This is a genomic window from Nocardia sp. NPDC051750 (assembly GCF_044453135.1).
Taxonomy (GTDB): Bacteria; Actinomycetota; Actinomycetes; order Mycobacteriales; family Mycobacteriaceae; genus Nocardia.
On the sequence record NZ_JBITCK010000001.1, the window covers coordinates 1312053 to 1333655 of the forward strand.

Sequence of the window (21603 nt, forward strand, 5' to 3'; positions counted from 1 at the left end):
CGTTCTAGAGTCGGCCCGGTGAGCGATACAGATACCAGCCTTGCCGGGCGAGTTGCGATCGTGACCGGAGCGGGTGCGGGCCTCGGTAAGGCCGAAGCGCTCGCTCTGGCCGGAGCCGGGGCTTCCGTGGTGGTCAACGACCTCCGCGAGTCCGAAGCGGTGGCCGAGACGCTGGAGCAGATCCGGGCCCTCGGTGCCAAGGCGGAATTCGTCGCGGGCAGTATCGCCGAGCGGGCCACGGCCGACGCGTTGATCACCGCCGCCACGGAATCCTTCGGTGGCCTGGACATCGTGGTCAACAACGCGGGGATCACCCGCGACAAGATGCTGTTCAATATGACCGACGAGGACTGGGACGCGGTTCTCGCGGTGCATCTGCGCGGGCATTTCCTGCTGACCCGCAATGCCGGCGCCTACTGGCGCGCGCGGTCCAAGGAGACCGGCGCTCCGGTGTACGGCCGGATCGTCAATACCTCTTCCGAAGCCGGGTTGCTCGGCCCGGAGGGTCAGGCCAACTATGCGGCGGCCAAAGCCGGAATCACGGCGTTGACCCTGTCGGCTTCGCGCGCACTGAATCGTTTCGGTGTTCGCGCGAACGCGATCTGCCCGCGGGCGCGTACCGCCATGACCGAACAGGTTTTCAGTGCGGCACCCGAAGGTGAGGTGGATCCGCTCTCGCCCGAGCATGTGGCGCGTCTGGTCGCCTACCTGGCATCTCCCGCCGCCGACCTGGTCAACGGGCAGGTGTTCGTGGTCTACGGGCCGATGGTGGCGTTGATGGCCGCGCCGGTGGTCGAGCAGCGCTTCGATGCGTCGGGCGCGCAATGGTCTGATGACGATCTGGCCACCACGCTGACGGGTTACTTCGCCGGGCGCGAAGCAGGTCGTACCTTCTCTGCAACGGCACTACACGAACTGGGTTGAGTGAGTCCCGGCCGGGCAGTTTGCGTGATTCGCTCGCGGAACGTGCCCGGCCAGAGTTGAACAACCGTCCAGTCATTGGTAAACAAAGGGGTCGCACTGTGCCCGGCCTCACACAATGATGCCCAAGGCGTATGAATCTTGTTCCAATCCCGCTGTCTGGGATTGCGGCAAGTTTCCAGTTCACAAGCCTCAAAATGGCCCCAAATAGGAAATGAACGTGTTCTACTTATCGGGGCGTGTCCCAGGGTGTATCCCCAACGGCCGCCGGCGGGACCAGTGGTTAGGCAAGGAGGATCCAGAGTGAACGACGTCCTTGCCGTCCCACTGCGGGCCGTCGGCGGATTTTTCGAACTTGCCGCATCGGTGGCCCGGGCGAGCATTCGCCGCCCGTTCCAGTTGCGCGAATTCATCGATCAGTCGTGGTTCGTAGCGCGCGTATCGATCCTGCCGACCGTGCTCGTCGCCATTCCGTTCACCGTGCTCGTGGTTTTCGTGCTGAACATTCTGCTCCGCGAAATCGGCGCCGCCGATCTCAGCGGTGCCGGTGCGGCCTTCGGCGCGGTGACCCAGGTCGGGCCGATCGTCACGGTGCTCATCGTCGCCGGCGCCGGCGCCACGGCCATCTGCGCAGATCTCGGCGCCCGCACGATCAGGGAAGAGATCGACGCCATGAAGGTACTCGGTATCGACCCCATCCACCGGCTGGTGGTACCGCGGGTACTGGCATCGATGTTCGTCGCATTGATGCTGAACAGCCTGGTCTGCACCATCGGCATCGTCGGTGGGTTTCTTTTCTCGGTGTATCTGCAGGACGTGAACCCGGGTGCGTTCGTCAACGGCATCACGCTGCTGACCAATCTGCCGGAGTTGATCATTTCCGAGGTCAAGGCCGGCCTGTTCGGCCTGATTGCCGGATTGGTCGCCTGTTACCTGGGCCTGAATGTCAAAGGTGGTCCCAAGAGTGTCGGTGATGCGGTGAACCAGACAGTGGTTTTCGCCTTCATGGCGCTGTTCGTGGTGAACGTCGTCGTCACGGCGGTCGGTCTCAAATTCTCGGTGCGGTGACGCAGATGTCGGCCTCCGTGATCATCCAGTCCCGTTTCCCCAGAGTGACGCGCCGCGTCCGCAGGTTCTCCTCCTCGCTGGACGAGCTCGGCAAACAGGCCGTGTTCTACGCCAAGACGTTCGGTTCCATGCCGCGCGCGCTGGTGCACTACCGCACCGAGACGATCCGGTTGATCGCCGAGATCAGCATGGGTACCGGTGCGCTCGCGGTGATCGGCGGCACGGTCGTGATCGTCGGGTTCCTGACTCTGTTCTCCGGCGCCACCATCGCCGTCCAGGGGTACAGCTCGCTCGGCAATATCGGGGTCGAGGCCCTGACCGGGTTCTTCGCCGCCTTCCTCAATGTGCGCATCGCGGCGCCGGTGATCTCCGGAATCGGGCTGGCCGCGACCATCGGCGCGGGCTCCACCGCACAGCTGGGCGCGATGCGGGTGGCGGAGGAGATCGACGCGCTCGAATCGATGGCGATCCGGCCGATGCCGTACCTGGTCAGCACCCGGGTGCTGGCCGGGATGATCGCCATCGTGCCGCTGTACGCGCTCGCGGTGATCGCTTCCTTCGTCGCCAGCCGGTTCGCGACCGTGATCATCTACGGGCAGTCGGCCGGCGTATACGACCACTATTTCTCCACATTTCTTATTCCGAGCGACATTCTGTGGTCGTTCGGCCAGGCCATTGTCATGGCATTGGCGGTGATGATGATCCATACGTATTACGGCTACAACGCGGCCGGCGGCCCGGTCGGGGTCGGGATCGCTGTGGGTAACGCGGTCCGGACCTCGCTGATCGCGGTGGTCTCGGTAACCCTGCTGGTCTCCCTGGCCGTCTACGGCACCTCCGGCAACTTCAACCTTTCCGGATAGGCGCCATGACGGATTTGATGCGATCGGACAGCCACCAGCTCGGGCCGGGGCCCGAGGGACCGAACGGCATCGCGGGTGGGTCGTCCCGCGATTCCGACGAGCCCCACGCGCCCCTGCGTCCGGTGAGCCGGTGGACCCTCGTCCAGCGAAAATACGGTCTGAAACTGGCCGGTACCGCCATGGTGCTGGCCGTGGTGGCCGCGGTGTTCGTGTCGTTGACCATGTTCTTCGGCGGGTTCACCCCTTCGGTCACCGTCACCGTCGCGGCACCCCGCAGCGGGCTGGTGCTGGACCCGGACGCGAAGGTCAAGGTCCGTGGTGTCCAGATCGGCCGGGTTGCCGCCATCGACGCCGGCGACGAGGGCACCGATCTGCGCCTGGCGCTGGACCCTGATTTGCTGCACCTGGTTCCCGCCAATGCCACCGTCGATATCCGTTCGACCACGGTGTTCGGCGCCAAGTACATCAACTTCGTGATCCCGCAGCAGCCGGAGACCGGCAGCCTGCAACCGGGGGCCCGGCTGGCAACCGAGAAGGTCACCGTCGAGTTCAACACGTTGTTCCAGCACCTCAGCGATGTACTGGCCCAGGTGGAGCCGGAGAAGCTCAGCGCCACCCTCACCGCGATGGGTACCGCGTTGCAGGGCCGCGGCGAATCGCTCGGACAGCTGCTGGTGAACGGCGATTCCTATCTCCGGGAGATCAACCCGACGCTGCCGACACTGCAGCGCGACTTCCAGACCACCGCGGCCGTGGGCAACCTGTACGCGGATGTCTCCGGAGACCTGCTGCGCACCGTCGACAACGCCACGGTCAGCAGCCGCACCATCACGGAATCCGAATCGGATGTCGACGCACTGCTGGCAAATCTCACCGGGCTCGCCGATACCACCGGCGCGGTGCTGCACGAGAACGAGGCACAGTTCGGCACCGCCCTGGATCTGCTGCGCCCGACCACGGAACTACTGAACCAGTACAAGCCGGCACTGGCTTGTCTCATCGGTGGTGCCGCCAAGGCGATGCCGGTCGGTGAGGCGGTCTTCGGCGGCCTACAGGAGGGCGTGGCCCTGAACACCGGTTTCATGTACGGCACACCGCCCTACACCTATCCGAACGACCTGCCGAAGGTGAATGCCACGGGTGGACCGCGCTGCGCCGGTACCACCGATCGCGTGCCGGGCAGCCATTCCGACTATGTCGTCACCGATACCTCGGAAGGGCATCCCTACATCCCCTCGACCAAGCTGAACCTGAACGCTCCCAAGGTGTTCCAGGTCCTGTTCGCCGGGCTCCCGGGGGTGGGCCAGCCATGAAAAATACCGCTACGACAGTCAAACTCGCCATCTTCACCCTGGTGATGACCCTGGTCTTCGCCGGATTGGTGGTGGTTTTCTCCCAGGTGCGTTTTGCCGGCCAGCACGGCTACCAGGCGGTCTTCACCAGCGCCTCGGGCATGCTGCCCGGGGACAAGGTGCGAATCGCCGGCGTACCGGTCGGCTCGATTTCCTCGGTGAAGGTCGACGACGAATACCACGCGCACGTCGAATTCGACGTCGACACGAAGTACCGGCTGCTCACCAGCACCCGGGCCACGATCCGCTACGAAAACCTGGTCGGGGACCGCTACCTGGAACTGATGGAAGGGCCGGGGGAGGCGACCACCCTGCACGAGGGCGGCACCCTCGGCCTGGACAAGACCGCGCCGGCCCTCGACCTGGACATGCTGCTGGGTGGCTTCAAACCATTGCTGCGCGGTCTGGATCCGGCCCAGGTCAACGATCTGACCAACGCGCTGTTGCAGATTTTCCAGGGGCAGGGCGGCACGCTCGTCGAACTGCTCAACAGCAGCGGCTCGTTCACCAAAACCCTCGCCGACCGGGACGCGCTCATCGGCAGTGTGATCAACAATCTGAACTCGGTGCTGAAAACCATCGACGACCGCGGCGATCAGTTCGCCACCACGATCGACGAACTGCGCCGGCTGGTCAGCGGCCTCGCCGCCGATCGCGATCCGATCGGCGCCGCGCTGCCGAAGATCGCCGACGCCACGGTCGCGGCCAACGATCTGCTGGTGCAGGCCCGCCCCGACCTGGCCGCGACCATCGCGCAGACCGGCCGGCTGGCCACCAACCTCGACAATGGTTCGGACACTGTGCAGTATGTTCTCGACGAACTGCCGGGGGCCTACAAGAAACTGAACCGTATCGGCGCCTACGGGTCGTTCCTGAACATCTACGTATGCGGAACGAACTTCCTGGTCGACGGTCCGGACGGAAAGCCCCTGCTACTCGAACTGCCCGGTGAGCAGACGACCGGAAGGTGTGCGAGCGAATGAAGGAGCAATCGCGTGCGGTGACCATCGGCATCGTGGGATTGGTGCTGGCGGTCGCGGTGGCGCTGACCGCGCTGCAATTCGAACGGCTGCCGTTCATCCGCGGTGGCGCCGTGTACACCGCGTATTTCGCCGACGCCGGCGGGCTGGTGACCGGTGACGATGTCGAGGTCGCCGGGGTGAAGTCCGGCCGGGTGGAGGATGTCAGCCTCGACGGCGCCCAGGTCCTGGTGCGGTTCAGCGTCGACGATTCGATCGCGCTGGGCGACAAGACCTCCGCCGCGATCAAGACCAATACTGTCCTCGGCCGCAAATCGCTGGCGGTAACTCCGGACGGCGACGGAACCCTGACGGTCACCGAGACCATTCCACTCACCCGGACCACCTCGCCGTACTCCCTGAACGAGGCGCTCGGCGACCTCGGCCAGACCGTGCAGGATCTGGATCTGCCGAAGGTGAACCAGACGCTGGACGAACTCTCGGCGGCCTTCGCCGACACCCCGGCGCCGCTGCGATCGGCCCTGGACGGTGTGACCGCACTGTCGCGCACCATCAATGCGCGCGACCAGGCACTGTCGGATCTGCTCACCCGCGCGCAGAACGTCACCAAGATCCTGGCCGACCGCGCCGATTCGATCAACGCGCTGCTGGTCGACGGGAACCAGCTACTCGGTGAACTGGATCGGCGGCGCACCGCGATCAGTCAGATGATCGTCTACGTCAATTCGCTCGCCCAGCAGCTGTCCGGGCTGGTCCACGACAACGAAGCGCAGCTGAAACCCGCACTGGACAAACTCAATTCGGTGCTCGACCTGCTGGAGCGCAACCGGGACAACATCACCGACGCGCTCGACGGCCTCGGCCCGTTCGCCGCGGCCCTCGGCGAACAGGTCGGCAGTGGCCCGTACTTCAACGCCTACGTCGTCAATGCCAGCAGTGAAACCCTGCATCCGCTGGTGGACGCGCTGGTCTGGCCGCAGCATCTGCCCGAATCGCTGCGCGCCTATCTGCTCGAACCCGGTCCCAAGATCGGCCCGTCCGCACAGGAGCCGCCGCGATGATGCGATCCCTCCGCCTTCGCTGCGGCCGCCGCGGACCGCAAACTTGCTCCGGTCTCCGCGCACCGCATCAACCTGCTCCGAGGAGAAGCCTGTGAGTAGTCTGCAGGACAAGGTCCGGGCCATTCCCGGTAAGTGGGTGGGGATCGTCGCCGGGGTGCTGGTGATCGCGCTGGTGGTCGTCGGTGGTTACGCCGCATACAACCGGCTCACCAAACACGAGATCACCGCGTATTTCACCTCCACCAGCGGTATCTACCCGGGCGACGATGTGCGGGTGCTGGGCGTACCCATCGGCAAGATCGACTCCGTCGAGCCCGGTAAGGACCAGGCGAAGGTGACCATGACGGTCGACGGCAGCGTCGACCTGCCCGCCGACGCGCGGGCCGTGATCATCGCGCCGTCGCTGGTTTCCGCCCGCTTCATCCAGATCGCTCCCGCCTACACCGGTGGGGACAAAATGAGCGACGGTGCGGAGATCCCCCTCGAACGGACCGCGGTCCCGGTGGAGTGGGACGACATCAAAACCGAGCTCAACAAACTCTCCACCGCGCTCGGCCCGGTCGGCGACGACCCCCAGGGCTCCTTCGGGCGCTTCGTGGACACGGCCGCGAACAACCTCGACGGGAACGGCGACGCCTTCCGCAGCACCCTGCGGGAACTGTCCGCCACCTTGACCACACTGTCCGACGGCCGCACCGACCTGTTCGGCACCATTCGCAATCTGCAGAAGTTCGTGGACGTGCTGTCCAAGAGCAACGACCAGATCGTGGAATTCGGCGGGCGGCTGGCTTCGGTGTCCTCCGTGCTGGCCGGAGTGTCACAGGATCTGGGCGCCGGCCTGGACAACCTGGACCTGGCACTGACCGATGTGCGGCGGTTCCTCGACGGCAGCGGTACCGAGCTCACCGAGGGTGTCCAGCGGCTGGCCGACGTGACCCAGATCCTGGTCGACAAACGGCCGGAGCTGGAACAGGCGCTGCACTCCGGCCCGACCGCGCTGGTGAACTTCTACCAGATCTACAAGCCCGCCCAGGGCACGCTGACCGGTGCCATCTCGCTGAACAACTTCGCCGATCCGGTGAGCTTCCTGTGCGGTTCGGTGCGGTCCCTGGAACAGCACGAATCCGATACCACCGCCGACCTGTGCGCCCAATATCTCGCTCCGGTGATCAGTTCGCTGGCGATGAACTACGTGCCGATCATGACCAACCCCGCGACCGGTGTGACCGCCTTCCCGAACCAGTTGGACTACACCACCCCGGACCTGCCCGGGCGGGTGGATCCGCAGAAGGTGGGACCCCCGGCGGCGCCCGCGCCCGCACCCATATCGGTTCCGGCCGGTGTCGCGGGGCTGGCGATCCCGGGCCTTCCGCTTCCCGAAGTTCCCGGCCTGCCCGGAGGAGGACGATGATGCGCCGACTCGCGTTGTGGGCGCCGGATATCCGGCCGGCATTGTCCGCGCCGGGTTTCCGGCGCCGGGCCGCAGCCCTCGCCGTCGGGCTCGCACTGGCGTTACCGATCACGGGTTGCCAGTACGACGGGCTCAACTCGCTACCGATGCCCGGTACCGAAGGTACCGGCGAAGGCTCCTACACGGTGCAGATCCAGATGCCTAATGTCACGACGCTGACCCGGAATTCACCGGTACGCGTCGACGATGTCTCGGTCGGGGCGGTCACCGATATCGAGGTCGAGGGCTGGCACGCGCTGGTGACGGTTTCCCTGAACCCCGATGTGGTGCTGCCCGCGAACGCCACCGCCAAGATCGGCCAGACCAGTCTGCTCGGCAGCAACCATGTGGAACTGGCGCCGCCGACGGGTATCGCCCCCGAGGGACGGCTCGCCGACGGTGATGTGATCCCGCTGGACCGGGCCGGTGTCTACCCGACCACCGAGCAGGTGCTGTCCTCGCTGTCGGTGGTGCTCAACGGCGGCGGTATCTCACAGCTGGAGAACATCACCCGCGAACTCAACTCGGCCCTGGTCGGCAACGAGGAGGAGGTCCGGGACCTGATCCCGCAGATGAACGATCTGATCGGCAACCTGAACGCGCAGCGCGACGACATCATCGCCGCGATAAGCGGACTGGACCGGCTCTCCGGGCAATTCGTCGAGCAGACCGATGTGGTGGAAGCGGCGATCGAGGAAATCCATCCCGCGCTGACCGTGCTGGCCGATCGCCGGCAGAACATCACCACCACCATCACCAAACTCGGTGAACTCAGTGATGTGGTGAACCGGCTGATCACCGCCAGCGGCGACGATCTGAAAGCGAACCTGGCCAACCTGGCCCCGGTCCTGCAGACGCTGGCCGACACCGGCACCGATCTCACCGAATCGCTGAAAATCATCGCCTCGTTCCCGTTCCCGCTGAAGAACCTGGACAACGCGATCAAGGGCGACTACTTAAATCTGTTCATGACGGTGGATATGACCGCCGCACGGCTGGACTCGAACTTCCTCACCGGCACCGGCCTCGGTGGCAAGTTCGGCGGCGTGGAACTCGCGCTCGGACAGGTGGCCGGACCCGCCGGCGAACAGGGCAACCCGCTCACGACTCCGCTGGCACCGCCCCCGGGCACGCCCAGTGACCAGCCGCAACCGACCATCCCCGGGCTGCCGCCCATCCCCGGCCTGCCCGCCATTCCGGGGCTGACGGTGCCGCTGCCCGCGCAGCCGCAAGGGGGCGAAGGCCAGTGACGCTCAGTCGATTCGTCCGCATCCAGCTGACCATCTTCGCCATCCTGACGGTCGTCGGCCTGACCGTCATGGGCGGCACCTACCTGGGCGTACCCGCCATGTTCGGCATCGGGCGCTACGAGGTCACGCTGCAACTCGCCGCCACCGGCGGGCTCTATCAGAACTCCAACGTCGCCTACCGTGGCACGAACGTCGGTGTGGTGCGCGAGGTCCGGCTCACCAGCGACGGTGTGGAAGCCCGGCTGTCGGTCGACAGCGACTACAAGATTCCGGCCGATTCCACCGCGCTGGTGCGCAGCGTCTCGGCGATCGGCGAGCAGTACGTCGACCTGGTCCCGCCGGACAACCCCGGGGATGCCAACTTGTATGACGGCAGCGTGATCCCGGTGGACCGCACCGAGCTGCCGCAAGACGTGGGAGCCCTGCTGGACCAGGCCGATCGGCTGCTGGCCAGCGTTGCCGATACCCGGCTGCGCCAGGTTATCGACGAGGCGTTCCGGGCCTTCAACGGTGCCGGACCGGATCTGCAACGGTTCCTCGACTCCGCGGCCCTGCTGGTGCAGGAAGCGAACGACAATGTCGAGCCGACCAAACAGCTCATCGAACAGATCGGCCCACTGCTCGACACCCAGGTGAACTCGGATGCCGCGATCCGATCGTGGACCCGTGATCTGGCGGTCGTCACCGATCAGTTGCGTGCCCACGATCCAGCTCTGCGCAGCATTCTCGCCAACGGCCCCGCCGCACTGGACCGGGTCACCCAGCAGTTCGACGAACTGCGGCCGACTCTGCCGCTGTTGCTGAACAATCTGGTGAGTCTGGGTCAGGTCGGTGTCACCTACCACCCCGGCCTGGAGCAGATCCTGGTCGTCTACCCGCCGCTGATCGCCGCGCTGCTCACGGCGGTGCGCGGCCCCATGGAATACGGCGCGCTGGTCGACTTCATGACGGTGCTCAACGATCCGCCGGCCTGTACGACCGGTTTCCTGCCGCCCGATCAACGCCGCGGACCCGACCAGGTCGACACGATCCCTACACCCAAGGGCCTGTACTGCAAGACTCCGCAGGACGACAAGAGCGCGGTGCGCGGTATTCGCAACACGCCGTGTATGGAATACCCGGGCCGCCGCGCACCGACCCCCGAACTGTGCCGCACCGGATATGTTCCGGAAGGCACGAATCCGCCGTTCGGGCCGCCGCAACCGGTGGCCCCGACCGAACCGCCGGCACCCGGCGTGGCCCCGGCCGCCGCGCCCGATTCAGGGCCCGGGGTTGCGGGAGTACCCCCCGCACCTGCTAGTTTCTCGGGCGCAAGCACCCCCGCCGCCGCTCTCTCGTACGATCCGGCCACCGGGGTATATACCGGCACCGACGGTCGCAGCTACCGTCAGGGCGATATCTCACCCGGCGGATCAGGCGCCGTACCCGCGGATTGGCAGGCAATGTTCGAGGAGCAGCAACAATGAGCGAAACCAAGGACCCCCGCCGTTCCCGCAGGCGGGCGAGCCGGACAGCGGGTCCGCCGGTCGAGGACGTGACCGAGCAGCTCGACGCCGGTACCGCGGCCGCTCCCCAGACGGCCGCGACCGAGAAGCTCACCATCGCTGAGACGGAGTCCACGCCTGCTGCGCCGACGGATACCGGCGACGCGAGCCCTGCCGAACCAGCCGGTGGAGTCGCGGGCGAAGAGTCCGAGGCGATCTCCGAGCACACCGCTGCCGCGACGACCGTCCGGCTCGGCAAGTCCGACGCGGAACCGTCGGGTACCGGCGACAAGGAATCCGACGCACCCACCGTCGTCGTCACGCTCGCGAAGGAAGCAACGCCCGAACCCGGCTCCACCGATCTCGACAGCGAGCAGGCGGAGAAGGCCGGCCCCCGGCGTACCTGGAAGCGGGTTGTCGCGCTCACCGCGGCCGCTGTGCTGGTGATCGGACTGGTCGGCGCCGCGGTGGTGTCGATGATCGCCGTCCAGTCCACCGCGCAGCGAGACGAGCGCCGCGCCGACTACGTCGCGACGGCGCGGCAGACGGTGCTCAACCTGACCACCATCCGGGCCGATACGGCCAAAGAGGATATCGACAGAATCCTCACCATGGCCTCCGGCGAATTCAAAACCGAGTTCGACGGCCGGATCGACCCGTTCACCGAAATCGTCAAACAGGCCAAGGTCGTCTCCACGGGCGAGGTCGTCGAGGCCGCGGTGGAACGGGACGACGAGAAGTCCGGGGTCGTCCTGGTCGCCGCCAAACAAACGCTCACCAACGCGGGCGCCGAAGGCGAACAGCAACGGTTCTACCGGTTCCGGGTCACCGTGCAGCGCGCGGACGACGGAACCCTGACCGCCTCCGACGTGGAGTTCGTGGCATGAGCGAGTCAGGCCCTGTTCTGCCCGATGGGCACAGCACGACCGAGGAAAAGCGTTCCGCCGAGAGGACCGGCATGAAGATGCGCAACAAGATCCTGATCGGCCTCACCGCGGTCGTGGTGGTCGCGGCCGCTGTCGTCGCGGGAATCGGCGGCTACCGCTATTGGGACTACCGCCAGTCGGAACAATCGCGCACCGACGCCGTCGCCGCCGCGACCAGCACGGTCTCGTCCATGTTCAGCTACGAATTCCAGACGGTGGAAAAGGAACTGCCCAAGGCCGCGGAGAATCTCGCTCCCGAATTCAAGGCGGACTATCTCCAGCTCATCGACCAGGCGATCGTGCCCGGTGCCAAGGAGAAAGAACTCACCGTCAAGGCCACCACACAAGCCGGCGGAGTGGTCTCCGCGGACCGGGCACACGCGGTGGTACTCCTGTTCCTGAACCAGCTGACCACCAGCAAGGAGAGCCCGCAGGGCACCACCACAGGCAGCCGGGTCCGGGTCGCCCTGGACAAATCCGACGACCAGTGGCTCGTAGCCTCGGTAACCCCCATCTGAATCATCTAGTAGGACTGGCCGCGCGCATATCGCGCGCGACGAAGATGCCGGCCTTTCCCACGGTTGCGGCTTTTGTACGTCGGTAACTGGGAATCACAGTTCGGGCAGATGAGACGGAGGTTCTCGCGCCGGTTGTCGGTCGATTCGCCGTTGACGTGATCGAGTACGAAGTTGAGCGGTTTTCCGCACCATTCGTTGTCGATCTCGCAGAGAGCACAGCGATTCCCCTGGACCCGGGTGAGATAGTCACGGATGTAATGGCCCTGGTAGCTACCGACATCGGCCACGCCCGTGGCGAGCCACTGCCGCGTCTTCTCTCGGCGCTGTGCTGCCTGCTGACAGCTCGTTGCGCAATACAGCTTCTGGCTGCGTTTGATCAGTAGCGCGGAGCACCCCCGGCATCGCCTCATGGTGCGGAAATTACTCCGGCCCACCGACATTGTCGGTGGGCCGGAACGAAACAAGAGCCGCCTGGGGGACTCGAACCCCCAACCTACGCATTACAAGTACGTTGCGCTGCCAGTTGCGCCAAGGCGGCGGAGCGGCTCGAATATCGAGACGCTCGGCAGCCGATCATACGGGGCCGCCACCGGGTTCGCGAAACCGATTCACAATCACCATATGCGAGGTTCGGTTTTTGCGACTCCCCCTGCCGCAGTCGTGGGCCGGGCCGGGAGACGGCGCAAGCCCGGCCGTTGCGCGCGAACAAACCTTCCCACGCGGCACCTGATCGGTGTCGCACAGGGTGGAGTCTGTGCCGGCCGGGCCTGCGGAGTCGGAACTACTTGCGAGCCGCTTCGTCGGCTGCCATGGCGTCACGCAGGCTCTTGGGCCGCATATCGGTCCAGTTCTGCTCGACGTACTCCACGCAGGCAGCGCGGCTGTCCTCACCGAAGACGACCCGCCAGCCGGCCGGGACCTCGGCGAACGCCGGCCACAGGGAGTGCTGTTCTTCATCGTTGACCAGAACGAAGAAGCGGCCGTCCTCGTCGTCGAACGGGTTGGTGCTCATTTCACCTCACAGGGGTGCTCGCGCGTATGTGTACGGATCTGTCCGGGCGCCGCGACGACGGTCGGCCTTCGGCTGCCGTGTCACGAACCCAACGATGTGTCGACCCTAGCAAGGCCGGCGTTAACTGTGGGCCTCCCCTCAGGAGGCGAAGAACTCCAGGAGGATCTTGTTCACTGTATCCGGCCGCTCCAGGTAGCCATAATGGCCCGCGTCCGGAACCTCCTGGTAGCGACCGCCGGGGATGGCCTCGGCGACCTCGCGGGACAGGTACGGCGGGATCATCCGGTCGTCCGCGAAGCCCACCGCCAGGCACGGCACCCGGATTGCCCGGTAGGCCTGGAGCCGGTCGAATTCGTGATCCATTTTGCGCTGGGCCCGGATGCCCGGCGTGACCGGACCGCCGGTGAACTCGAACAAGTCCAGCCAGTCCCGGGCCGCATTCCGATCGGCCATCGTGGCCGGCGAGAGATTCATCACCGCGGTGATCGCGGCATCGTACTTCGGCGGCAGCTTCACCCCGTTGGCGTCCATCTCGTGCTCGCCCAGCGACAAGGTCTTCTGGAACTGGTCCAGCCGGCCGTGCCCGGCCAGGAATACGGCCTTGCGCACCAGATCGGGCCGGGCCAAGGCGAGCTCCTGGGCTACCCGCGCACCCATCGATGTGCCCGCGACCAGCGCCGGACCCTCGTCCAGGAATTCGATCAGCCCCGCGGTATCGGCCACCAGCTCATGGATGGTCATCCCGTCGGCGGCCTCGTAGGAGGGCGCGATACCCCGGTTGTCGAAGGTGCAGACCCGGTAACCGGCGGAGACCAGCGCGGGGACCTGATGCAGCTCCCATACCCGCCCTGGGCTGCCGGTTCCCATGATCATCACCACGAGCGGGCCGCCGCCTTTCACATCGGTGCCCTTGGAACGGTCTCCCTTGACCTGATAATTGATCGATATTCCGTTCACCGTGGCCAACGGCATGCTGACGGCCCCTTCCTGATCGTTTCCGCTTGCCCACGGTATAGCCACATCGGTGCCGCTGTGTTACCGCGCCCGCAGCGACCGTGTGGCGGCACATATACCATGGGCATTTCACATACCAGCGCACCTGCCGGGAGGATTGAGATGGCCGCGAAGAGCAGCGCCAACGGTATCGCCGACGACGAACTGGAGCCCCTCGCCGACGAGACCGCTCGTCAGGCGCAGCGGGTCGTGGCCGCCTACGCCGCTGATGCCGACGAATGCCGGATGCTTCTGTCGATGCTCGGTATCGGCCCGGGCGCCCGCACCGAATAAGAGAACCGCCGGCGCCAACGGCGACGTCCGCGGATCCACACAACTACATGCCATGAGCGAGACAGGCCCGGAGGCGGTAGTGCGATACCTTCGCCTGCGCTTCGGCCTCCGCGGGAGTAAGCGGACCGATCGCCGGTCTCGCTCATGCCACCAGCGATACACGGCGTACAGCGCCGCGCAAAGGATGCGTGAGTGGACCAGATGACCGATCAGCCGTCCAGCGATTCCACCCCCCAGGATGAAACCGGCGTATCCGCGGACCTGCCCGGTGACCGCAACGGTTCCGGTCCGGTCGCCGCGCCGATAGCCCCGGCGGTGGCGGTTCCCGAGCCGGTGGAGGCCGAACCGCTGCGCGAGCGCGGCGCCGGTTCAGGGTTCGTGGTCGTGGCCAACCGCCTCCCCGTCGATCTGGAGAAACTGCCCGACGGGAGCACCCGCTGGAAGCGCAGCCCGGGTGGTCTGGTGACCGCACTCGAGCCGGTTCTGCGCAGCAACCGAGGTGCCTGGGTGGGCTGGGCCGGCGTTCCGGACGTGGATGTGGAACCGATCGTCGAGGACGGGCTGGAGCTGTTTCCGGTGCCGCTGTCGGCGCAGGAGGTCACCGACTACTACGAGGGTTTCTCCAACGCGACGCTGTGGCCGCTGTACCACGACGTGATCGTCCGTCCGGTCTACCACCGGGCCTGGTGGTCGGCCTATGTGCAGGTGAACCGGCGCTTCGCCGAAGAGACTGCCAAGGTCGCGGCCGAAGGCGCGACGGTCTGGGTCCAGGACTACCAGTTGCAGCTGGTGCCGAAGATGCTGCGGATGCTGCGCCCGGACCTCACCATCGGTTTCTTCCTGCATATTCCCTTCCCGCCGGTCGAGCTGTTCATGCAGATGCCGTGGCGCACCGAGATCGTGGAAGGCCTGCTGGGAGCGGATCTGATCGGTTTCCACCTGCCGGGCGGCGCGCAGAACTTCCTGTATCTGGCCCGGCGGCTGGCCGGACAGCCCACCTCGCGCGGCACCGTCGGGGTGCGCTCGAAGATGGGTGTGGTGCAGGTCGGCTTCCGGACCGTCCGGGTGGGCGCGTTCCCGATCTCCATCGATTCCGCCGGGCTGGACGAGCATTCGCGGCGCCGCTCGGTGAAGGAACGTGCGGCCCGGATCCGTTCGGAACTGGGCAGCCCGAAGAACATCCTGCTCGGCGTGGACCGGCTCGATTACACCAAGGGCATCGATATCCGGCTCAACGCGCTGGAAGAACTGCTCGACGAGGGCCGCGTCGATCCCGCCGAAACGGTCATGGTGCAGCTGGCCACCCCGAGCCGGGAGCGGGTGGAAAGCTATATCCAGATGCGAGGCGATATCGAACGTCAGGTCGGCCGCATCAACGGGGAGTTCGCGCAGGTCGGACATCCCGTCGTGCATTACCTGCACCGCCCGATCGCGCGCGAGGAGCTCATCGCCTTCTTCGTCGCCGCCGACGTCATGCTGGTGACCCCACTGCGCGACGGGATGAACCTGGTCGCCAAGGAGTACGTGGCCAGTCACAGCGGCCTCAACGGCGCCCTGGTGCTCAGTGAGTTCACCGGTGCCGCCGCCGAACTCCGCCAGTCCTACCTGTGCAACCCCCACGACCTGGACAGCGTGAAAGACGCCATCATCTCGGCCATCACCGACGATCACGAAACCCGCCGCCGCCGCATGCGCTCCCTCCGCCGCCAGGTCCTGGCGCACGATGTCGACCGCTGGGCCCGCGCCTTCCTCGATGCCCTGGCGAAGGGCCAGGTCGCGGGCAAAGCCTTGATGGCCGACGCCGACCAGGAATACTCCGAGTAGGGTCGCCGGCGCCAGCCGCTGTGGTTGCTGAGCCCCCGGGGCCCTATCCCGTGGGCCACCCCTGTCCCGAACGTGCCCGGCGCCGGGTTCGGTGAGGCCCTCGGCGGTCCCATGGCCGCGGCCGAACCTGACGTGCCCAGCGGCGCCGCCGAGTCTTACGAGGCCCTTGGCGATCTCATAACCCCGATCGAACCTGACGTGCCCAGCGGCGGTGCCGAGTTCAGCGAGGCCCTTGGAGGTTTTGGCCCGGCCCTGCTTTCAGCCCTCGAAGCGCATGCGGCGCAGCCGCGAGTCTCGAGGGCTGAAAGCAGGGCCCAAGGGGGCCAAAACCCCCGCGCGCGCCAGCGCGCCGATAACACAGCGTGTTCACAGGGAGCGTGCAGCCGAGTACCAGGGGACTGGTTCAGGATGGGGTCATGAGTGGTGCGCCGGATGCAGCCCCGGAGGCCCGGGTGCTGGTGGTCGACGACGAGGCCATGATCGTCGAGCTGTTGACCGTGAGCCTGCGGTTCCAGGGGTTCGAGGTGGCTTCCGCGTCCGATGGGGCGCAGGCGCTGGACGTGGCCCGGGGGTTCCGGCCGGATGCGCTCATCGTCGATGTGATGATGCCCGGAATGGACGGGTTCGGGCTGCTGCGGCGGCTGCGGGCCGACGGGATCGACGCTCCCGTGCTGTTCCTGACCGCCCGCGACGATGTGCAGGACAAGGTCACCGGACTGACCCTCGGCGCCGACGACTATGTCACCAAACCGTTCAGCTTGGAAGAGGTGGTGGCCCGGCTGCGGGTGATCCTGCGGCGAGCGGGTGCGGTCGCGCCGGAGCGGGAGCGGTCGCGGATCCGGTTCGCCGATATCGAGCTGGACGATGACACCCATGAGGTGTTCAAGGCCGGCGAGCCTGTCGCGCTGTCGCCGACCGAGTTCACGCTGCTGCGGTACTTCATGGTGAACGCGGGGACCGTGCTCAGCAAACCGCGGATTCTGGATCATGTGTGGCGCTACGACTTCGGCGGTGAGGTCGGAGTGGTGGAGACCTATGTCTCCTATCTGCGCAAGAAGGTCGACACCGGGCCGCAGCGGCTGATCCATACGTTGCGCGGGGTCGGGTACGTGATGCGGGAATTGCCCGCGGTCCGGTCGTGAGCGGCAACGTCGCGACGGCGGATCGTCGGCTGAGCGGTCTGACCGGTCGGTTCGCGGCGATGCCGTTGCGGGTGACGCTGGTGCTGGCGCTGGTCGTGCTCTCCGCGGTGGGGCTGCTGGCCTCCGGGGTGGCGGTGACGTCGGCCCTGCGGGATGCGCTGATCGATCGGGTCGATCAGCAGCTCGACGAGGCGGCGCACAGCTGGGCCCGGCCCGGCGGACTGCGGCCGCCCGTACCGCTGCCGGGGGAGCCGGGGCGCGAGCGACCGCCGGTGAAGTTCTACACGCGGGTGCAGGACTCCGGCGGGCGGATGTTCCTGCAGGACGATCGCAACGGCGCCCCCGATCTACCCGACGACTTGAAACCGGGCACGTTCACCACCGGGTCCACCGGAGAGGATTCCGGTGAGTGGCGGGTCGAATACACCGAGAACGCCGAGGGCACCAGCCTGGTCGCCCTGCGGCTGGACGAGACCGAGGCGATCGTCGAGCGCCTGATCGTGCTGCAACTGGTGATCGGCGTGGCGGTGCTGGCGGTGCTGGCGGTGGCCGCGTATTTCGTGATCCGGCGCAGTCTGCGCCGGCTGGAGCAGGTCGAGGAGACCGCCGCCGATATCGCGGCCGGGGATCTGCATCGCCGGGTGCCGATGCGTCCGACGAATACCGAGGTGGATCGGCTGGCCCGGTCGCTGAACTCTATGCTCGCCCAGATCCAGCGTGGTTTCGCCGCCACCGAGGCGTCGGAGGAGGCGGCGCGGCGGTCGGAGGAGAAGATGCGCCGGTTCGTCGCGGATGCCAGCCATGAACTGCGCACCCCGCTGACCACGATCAAGGGTTTCGCGGAGCTGTACCGGCAGGGCGCCACCGGCGATACCGATATGCTGCTCGACCGCATCGAACGGGAATCGAAGCGGATGGGTCTGCTGGTCGAGGATCTGCTGATGCTGGCCCGGCTGGATGCCGAACGGCCGGTGGAGTACGCGCCGGTCGACCTGCTGTCGCTGGCCAGCGACGCCGTGCACAGTGCCCGCGCGGTGGCCGCGACGCAGGAGGATGGCGATTCGCGCCGGTCGATCGGGTTGGAGGTGCGGCCGGGTACCGGCACCGCCGAGGTTCCGGGGGACGCGGCCCGGCTGCGGCAGGTGCTGGCGAATCTGCTGAACAACGCGCTGGTGCACACTCCGCCGGAGGCGAAGGTGACGGTCCGGCTCACCCCGGGGCCGGACGAGGTCCTGTTGGAAGTCGCCGACACCGGTCCGGGGATGTCGCCGGAACAGGCCGAGCGGGTGTTCGAACGTTTCTATCGCGCCGATGATTCGCGCAGCCGCGGTAGCGGCGGGTCCGGGCTGGGGCTGTCGATCGTGCAGGCGCTGGTCGCCGCGCACGGCGGCGGCGTGGCGGTGCACAGCGAACTCGGCCGGGGCACGACCTTCACGGTCCGGCTCCCGCGCCACCGGCCGGCGGCCGAACCCGTGGTCGGGGCCGGTGAATGAGTCAGGCGGGGACGTTCGCGCCGTAACCGAGGTCGCGCAGTGCCTGCTTGATCCTGGTCTGCGCGTCGTCCATGGTTTCCGGTGCCGGGTTCGGGTCGGCACCGGAGATATCGAAGTTGCCCATGGTGAAGGCCGGGAAGACGTGCACGTGCAGGTGCGGAACCTCGAGTCCGGCGATCAGCAGACCCGCCCGGGGCGCGTCCCAGGCGGCCCGCACGGCCTGCCCGATCTTCTGCGCCACCCCGTTGAGCCGGGCGAAGGTCTCCGGTTCGATGTCCTGCCACTGGTCGATTTCCTTGCGGGGTACCACCAGGGTGTGCCCGGGGGTCACCGGTGCGATGGTGAGGAAACCGACGAATTCGTCGTCCTCCCAGACGAACCGGCCCGGCAGATCCCCGGCGATGATCGCGCTGAAAACAGAAGCCATGAGGTGAGCTTATTGCGGCTCCGGCGCCTGCGTGCCCCGGCCCGGGGGTCTACACGCCGACGAAGTGGGACAGGACGCCCTGGACCTCGTAGATGTCGACCTGGCGGTTGAATTTCTTCTGGAGTGGGGTGTCGCTGCCGGAGATCCAGAGCACCAGTTCCGCGTCCAAGTCGAAGGTGCCGGCAGTTTCCACCGCGAAATGGGTGATGGAGCGGTAGGGGATGCTGTGGTAGCTCACCTTGCGGCCGGACAGGCCTTGTTTGTCGACGAGGATGAGACGGCGGTTGGTGAACAGCATGGCGTCGCGGACCAGGATGTAGGCCGAATAGATTTGTTCGCCGTTGCCGAGCAACCGCTGGTATTCCTGTTGGGCACGGGCCGGTTCGATCTGCCCGGCGTTACCCATGATTCCGTCCATCAGACCCATGATGTCGATCCTCCCGTGCGCGCGCCGCGCTCTTCGGCGCGCGAGTTGTCCACCCGTTCCGGATGTTTCACCACCATCATCCACAAGTCGGCGGTGCGCGGCCGCGGTCGGTGTGAACCTGCTGGTACCGGCCGGGCCGGGAGGAACCTGGCCCGGTGGCGGCGGAGCGGGCCCCTATAAGCTGTCCCGGTGCGAGTACTCGTCATCGGTTCCGGAGCCCGTGAACACGCCCTCGTCCTTGCGCTGCGCCGTGACCCGGCGGTGAGTGCTCTCGTCGCGGCACCGGGGAACGCCGGTATCGCCCAGCACGCCCAGGTGCGGCCGGTGGATGCCGGGTCCGCCGAAGCAGTGGTCGCGCTGGCCCGGGATGCGGCTGCCGATCTGGTGGTCATCGGACCCGAGGTGCCGCTGGTCCTGGGCGTGGCGGACGCCGTGCGCGCGGCCGGGATCGCGTGTTTCGGTCCGTCGGCCGATGCCGCCCGCATCGAGGGCTCGAAAGCATTCGCCAAGGATGTGATGGCCGCGGCCGGTGTGCGTACCGCACACAGCGAGGTGGTGGATACGCCCGCCGAGCTGGATGCCGCGCTGGACCGATTCGGCCCGACCTGGGTGGTGAAGGACGACGGACTGGCCGCGGGTAAAGGGGTGGTGGTCACCCCGGACCGGCTGGCCGCCCGCGATCACGCCGCCGAACTGCTCGAACAGGGGCATCCGGTGCTGTTGGAGTCGTTCCTGGACGGGCCCGAGGTATCGCTGTTCTGCCTGGTCGACGGGGAAACTGTGGTTCCGTTGCTGCCGGCCCAGGACCATAAGCGGGTCGGTGACGGGGACACCGGGTCCAATACCGGTGGTATGGGTGCGTACACGCCGTTGCCGTGGCTGCCCGAGGGCATGGTGGAGCAGATCGTCGCCGAGGTCGTGGCACCGGTGGCGGCGGAAATGGTCCGGCGCGGGAATCCGTTCAGCGGTCTGCTCTACGCCGGGCTGGCGATGGGCGCGGCCGGACCGGCGGTGGTGGAGTTCAACTGCCGGTTCGGTGATCCGGAGACCCAGGCGGTGCTGGCCCTGTTGGACAGTCCGCTCGGAGAACTGCTGTACGCCACCGCGACCGGTACCTTGGCCGAGGCTCCCGCGCCGCGCTGGCACGGCGGGGCGGCGGTCACGGTGGTGCTGGCCGCCGAAAACTATCCGGGGCGGCCGCGCACCGGCGATCTGATCACCGGTGCGAGTGATGCGGCAACCGATGACGCGGCGGCGGTGCTGCACGCCGGGACGGCCCTCCGCGAGGACGGCGCCCTGGTCTCCGCGGGCGGCCGGGTGCTCAGTGTCGTCGGTACCGGGGCCGACCTGACCGCTGCTCGGGAGGCTGCCTACGACCGGTTGGCCGGAGTCAAGCTGACCGGCGGACACTACCGGTCGGATATCGGTCTCGCCGCGGTCGAGGGCCGGATCCAGCTCTGACCGGTAGCCGGATGCGAGGCGCGGCGCGCACCGCATCCGGCTACCGCTCGGCGGTCAGTACGCGCCGAAGACGTTGTCGATGGACCCGTAGCGGTGGGCGGCATAGTTGCACGCGGCGGTGATATTGGCGACCGGGTCGTAGATATCCCACGAGGTGCCTTCCACGTGGTAGGCGGCGAAGGTGGGATCGATGACCTGCATGAGCCCCTTCGAGGGGATGCCGGCCGCGGCATTGGAGTCCCAGAGGTTGATCGCGCGCGGGTTTCCGCCGGATTCCCGCAGGGCATTGCGGTGGATGCCGTCGTAGCTGGCAGGGATACCGCGCTGGCCGAGGATCTGCAGGGCGTTGCGGATCCAGCCGTCCAAGTTGTCCGGGTAGCTCGGCGGAAGAAGTTGCGGCAGCGGCTGCGGCAGCGGTTGGAGGAACTGCTGTAGCTGGTCCTGCTGCGGCTGCGGCAGTTGCTGCTGCCACTGGCGGGCCTGATCTTGTAGCTGCTGTGCGGGTCCCTGCACCTCCGCGGGGACACCGGCGATCGGGGCGTCGGCGTGGGCTTGTGCGGGGATCGCGACGGCGGCGGCAATAACGGCCAGGGGCAACAGTTTTCGTAAACGCATGAGGGGCTCCGGCAGCGCGGGATCACCACGCCGCCGCGGGAT

General features: G+C 66.8%; 22 protein-coding genes and 1 tRNA gene. 16 read left to right on the top strand and 7 right to left on the bottom strand.

Annotation, left to right across the window (positions count from 1 at the left end; translation table 11 throughout):
* Positions 1–18: 18 nt before the first annotated feature.
* From ACIA75_RS05810 to ACIA75_RS05860, 11 genes are all read left to right on the top strand, one after another.
* The gene (locus ACIA75_RS05810; RefSeq protein ID WP_397100295.1) at positions 19–924 is read left to right on the top strand and encodes a 3-oxoacyl-ACP reductase; all 906 of its coding nucleotides are present in this window, start codon (positions 19–21) and stop codon (positions 922–924) included.
* Positions 925–1224: 300 nt separating this feature from the next.
* The gene (locus tag ACIA75_RS05815) at positions 1225–1989 is read left to right on the top strand and encodes an MlaE family ABC transporter permease (protein WP_397100297.1); all 765 of its coding nucleotides are present in this window, start codon (positions 1225–1227) and stop codon (positions 1987–1989) included.
* Between the two features lie 5 nt (positions 1990–1994).
* Complete coding sequence (locus ACIA75_RS05820; RefSeq protein WP_397100981.1) at positions 1995–2852, top strand: MlaE family ABC transporter permease; 858 nt, start codon at positions 1995–1997, stop codon at positions 2850–2852.
* A 5-nt stretch (positions 2853–2857) separates the two neighbouring features.
* Positions 2858–4165 carry an MCE family protein gene (locus tag ACIA75_RS05825; RefSeq protein ID WP_397100299.1) on the top strand — a complete coding sequence of 436 codons (1308 nt, stop codon included), beginning with the start codon at positions 2858–2860 and terminating at the stop codon, positions 4163–4165.
* Positions 4162–5187 carry an MCE family protein gene (locus ACIA75_RS05830; protein ID WP_397100301.1) on the top strand — a complete coding sequence of 342 codons (1026 nt, stop codon included), beginning with the start codon at positions 4162–4164 and terminating at the stop codon, positions 5185–5187. Before ACIA75_RS05825 ends, ACIA75_RS05830 begins: the two co-directional genes overlap by 4 nt.
* Positions 5184–6245 (top strand): MCE family protein, encoded by a 1062-nt coding sequence (locus tag ACIA75_RS05835; protein ID WP_397100303.1) that lies wholly within the window; start codon positions 5184–5186, stop codon positions 6243–6245. The genes ACIA75_RS05830 and ACIA75_RS05835 overlap by 4 nt, the downstream gene beginning before the upstream one ends.
* 91 nt (positions 6246–6336) lie before the next feature.
* On the top strand, positions 6337–7656 hold the full coding sequence (locus ACIA75_RS05840) for an MCE family protein (protein WP_397100305.1): 1320 nt from the start codon (positions 6337–6339) through the stop codon (positions 7654–7656).
* Positions 7656–8945, top strand: a complete 1290-nt coding sequence (locus ACIA75_RS05845; protein WP_397100983.1) for an MCE family protein — start codon at positions 7656–7658, stop codon at positions 8943–8945. The genes ACIA75_RS05840 and ACIA75_RS05845 overlap by 1 nt, the downstream gene beginning before the upstream one ends.
* Positions 8942–10411 carry an MCE family protein gene (locus ACIA75_RS05850; protein WP_397100307.1) on the top strand — a complete coding sequence of 490 codons (1470 nt, stop codon included), beginning with the start codon at positions 8942–8944 and terminating at the stop codon, positions 10409–10411. The genes ACIA75_RS05845 and ACIA75_RS05850 overlap by 4 nt, the downstream gene beginning before the upstream one ends.
* Entirely contained in the window at positions 10408–11316 is a 909-nt protein-coding gene (locus ACIA75_RS05855) for a hypothetical protein (RefSeq protein ID WP_397100309.1), read from the top strand. Before ACIA75_RS05850 ends, ACIA75_RS05855 begins: the two co-directional genes overlap by 4 nt.
* Positions 11313–11873, top strand: a complete 561-nt coding sequence (locus ACIA75_RS05860; protein WP_397100311.1) for a h domain protein — start codon at positions 11313–11315, stop codon at positions 11871–11873. The genes ACIA75_RS05855 and ACIA75_RS05860 overlap by 4 nt, the downstream gene beginning before the upstream one ends.
* Positions 11874–11878: 5 nt before the next feature.
* Here the strand turns inward: ACIA75_RS05860 and ACIA75_RS05865 are convergent, their stop codons facing one another.
* The 4 genes from ACIA75_RS05865 to ACIA75_RS05880 form a co-directional block, all read right to left on the bottom strand.
* A complete protein-coding gene (locus ACIA75_RS05865) occupies positions 11879–12283 on the bottom strand; it encodes an HNH endonuclease (RefSeq protein ID WP_397100313.1) in 405 nt (134 codons plus the stop codon).
* Positions 12284–12338: 55 nt separating this feature from the next.
* A tRNA-Thr gene (locus ACIA75_RS05870) sits at positions 12339–12411 on the bottom strand.
* A gap of 243 nt (positions 12412–12654) precedes the next feature.
* On the bottom strand, positions 12655–12885 hold the full coding sequence (locus ACIA75_RS05875; protein ID WP_030522889.1) for an MbtH family protein: 231 nt from the start codon (positions 12883–12885) through the stop codon (positions 12655–12657).
* 138 nt (positions 12886–13023) lie between these two features.
* Positions 13024–13857, bottom strand: coding sequence for an alpha/beta fold hydrolase (locus ACIA75_RS05880; RefSeq protein ID WP_397100315.1), 834 nt, complete (start codon positions 13855–13857; stop codon positions 13024–13026).
* Between the two features lie 144 nt (positions 13858–14001).
* Between ACIA75_RS05880 and ACIA75_RS05885 the strand changes: the two genes are divergently transcribed.
* The 4 genes from ACIA75_RS05885 (at position 14002) to ACIA75_RS05900 (ending at position 18631) form a co-directional block, all read left to right on the top strand.
* Positions 14002–14172: a hypothetical protein gene (locus tag ACIA75_RS05885; protein ID WP_168433875.1), complete on the top strand. Its 171-nt coding sequence runs from the start codon at positions 14002–14004 to the stop codon at positions 14170–14172.
* A gap of 201 nt (positions 14173–14373) precedes the next feature.
* A complete protein-coding gene (locus ACIA75_RS05890; RefSeq protein WP_397100986.1) occupies positions 14374–15996 on the top strand; it encodes a trehalose-6-phosphate synthase in 1623 nt (540 codons plus the stop codon).
* A gap of 416 nt (positions 15997–16412) precedes the next feature.
* Entirely contained in the window at positions 16413–17138 is a 726-nt protein-coding gene (locus ACIA75_RS05895; RefSeq protein ID WP_397100318.1) for a response regulator transcription factor, read from the top strand.
* Between the two features lie 59 nt (positions 17139–17197).
* The gene (locus ACIA75_RS05900) at positions 17198–18631 is read left to right on the top strand and encodes a sensor histidine kinase (RefSeq protein WP_397100988.1); all 1434 of its coding nucleotides are present in this window, start codon (positions 17198–17200) and stop codon (positions 18629–18631) included.
* Position 18632: 1 nt separating this feature from the next.
* On the opposite strand, the gene ACIA75_RS05905 is transcribed toward ACIA75_RS05900, so the two are convergent.
* Together ACIA75_RS05905 and ACIA75_RS05910 are read right to left on the bottom strand one after the other, a co-directional pair.
* The gene (locus ACIA75_RS05905) at positions 18633–19058 is read right to left on the bottom strand and encodes an HIT family protein (protein WP_397100320.1); all 426 of its coding nucleotides are present in this window, start codon (positions 19056–19058) and stop codon (positions 18633–18635) included.
* Between the two features lie 49 nt (positions 19059–19107).
* Complete coding sequence (locus ACIA75_RS05910; protein ID WP_397100322.1) at positions 19108–19485, bottom strand: PH domain-containing protein; 378 nt, start codon at positions 19483–19485, stop codon at positions 19108–19110.
* Positions 19486–19674: 189 nt separating this feature from the next.
* Here ACIA75_RS05910 and purD point away from each other — a divergent pair, with 189 nt between their 5' ends.
* On the top strand, positions 19675–20946 hold the full coding sequence (gene purD, locus ACIA75_RS05915) for a phosphoribosylamine--glycine ligase (RefSeq protein WP_397100324.1): 1272 nt from the start codon (positions 19675–19677) through the stop codon (positions 20944–20946).
* A 54-nt stretch (positions 20947–21000) separates the two neighbouring features.
* On the opposite strand, the gene ACIA75_RS05920 is transcribed toward purD, so the two are convergent.
* Positions 21001–21561, bottom strand: coding sequence for a transglycosylase SLT domain-containing protein (locus tag ACIA75_RS05920; protein WP_397100326.1), 561 nt, complete (start codon positions 21559–21561; stop codon positions 21001–21003).
* Between the last annotated feature and the right edge of the window lie 42 nt (positions 21562–21603).

Bases quoted from the DNA above. Each gene is read 5' to 3' on its own strand.
- ACIA75_RS05820 (WP_397100981.1), top strand. From the start codon at position 1,995: ATGTCGGCCTCCGTGATCATCCAGTCCCGTTTCCCCAGAGTGACGCGC.
- ACIA75_RS05825 (WP_397100299.1), top strand. From the start codon at position 2,858: ATGACGGATTTGATGCGATCGGACAGCCACCAGCTCGGGCCGGGGCCC.
- ACIA75_RS05830 (WP_397100301.1), top strand. From the start codon at position 4,162: ATGAAAAATACCGCTACGACAGTCAAACTCGCCATCTTCACCCTGGTG.
- ACIA75_RS05835 (WP_397100303.1), top strand. From the start codon at position 5,184: ATGAAGGAGCAATCGCGTGCGGTGACCATCGGCATCGTGGGATTGGTG.
- ACIA75_RS05845 (WP_397100983.1), top strand. From the start codon at position 7,656: ATGCGCCGACTCGCGTTGTGGGCGCCGGATATCCGGCCGGCATTGTCC.
- ACIA75_RS05855 (WP_397100309.1), top strand. From the start codon at position 10,408: ATGAGCGAAACCAAGGACCCCCGCCGTTCCCGCAGGCGGGCGAGCCGG.
- ACIA75_RS05860 (WP_397100311.1), top strand. From the start codon at position 11,313: ATGAGCGAGTCAGGCCCTGTTCTGCCCGATGGGCACAGCACGACCGAG.
- ACIA75_RS05865 (WP_397100313.1), bottom strand. From the start codon at position 12,283: ATGAGGCGATGCCGGGGGTGCTCCGCGCTACTGATCAAACGCAGCCAG.
- ACIA75_RS05875 (WP_030522889.1), bottom strand. From the start codon at position 12,885: ATGAGCACCAACCCGTTCGACGACGAGGACGGCCGCTTCTTCGTTCTG.
- ACIA75_RS05880 (WP_397100315.1), bottom strand. From the start codon at position 13,857: ATGCCGTTGGCCACGGTGAACGGAATATCGATCAATTATCAGGTCAAG.
- ACIA75_RS05885 (WP_168433875.1), top strand. From the start codon at position 14,002: ATGGCCGCGAAGAGCAGCGCCAACGGTATCGCCGACGACGAACTGGAG.
- ACIA75_RS05890 (WP_397100986.1), top strand. From the start codon at position 14,374: ATGACCGATCAGCCGTCCAGCGATTCCACCCCCCAGGATGAAACCGGC.
- ACIA75_RS05895 (WP_397100318.1), top strand. From the start codon at position 16,413: ATGAGTGGTGCGCCGGATGCAGCCCCGGAGGCCCGGGTGCTGGTGGTC.
- ACIA75_RS05900 (WP_397100988.1), top strand. From the start codon at position 17,198: ATGCCGTTGCGGGTGACGCTGGTGCTGGCGCTGGTCGTGCTCTCCGCG.
- ACIA75_RS05905 (WP_397100320.1), bottom strand. From the start codon at position 19,058: ATGGCTTCTGTTTTCAGCGCGATCATCGCCGGGGATCTGCCGGGCCGG.
- ACIA75_RS05910 (WP_397100322.1), bottom strand. From the start codon at position 19,485: ATGGGTCTGATGGACGGAATCATGGGTAACGCCGGGCAGATCGAACCG.
- ACIA75_RS05920 (WP_397100326.1), bottom strand. From the start codon at position 21,561: ATGCGTTTACGAAAACTGTTGCCCCTGGCCGTTATTGCCGCCGCCGTC.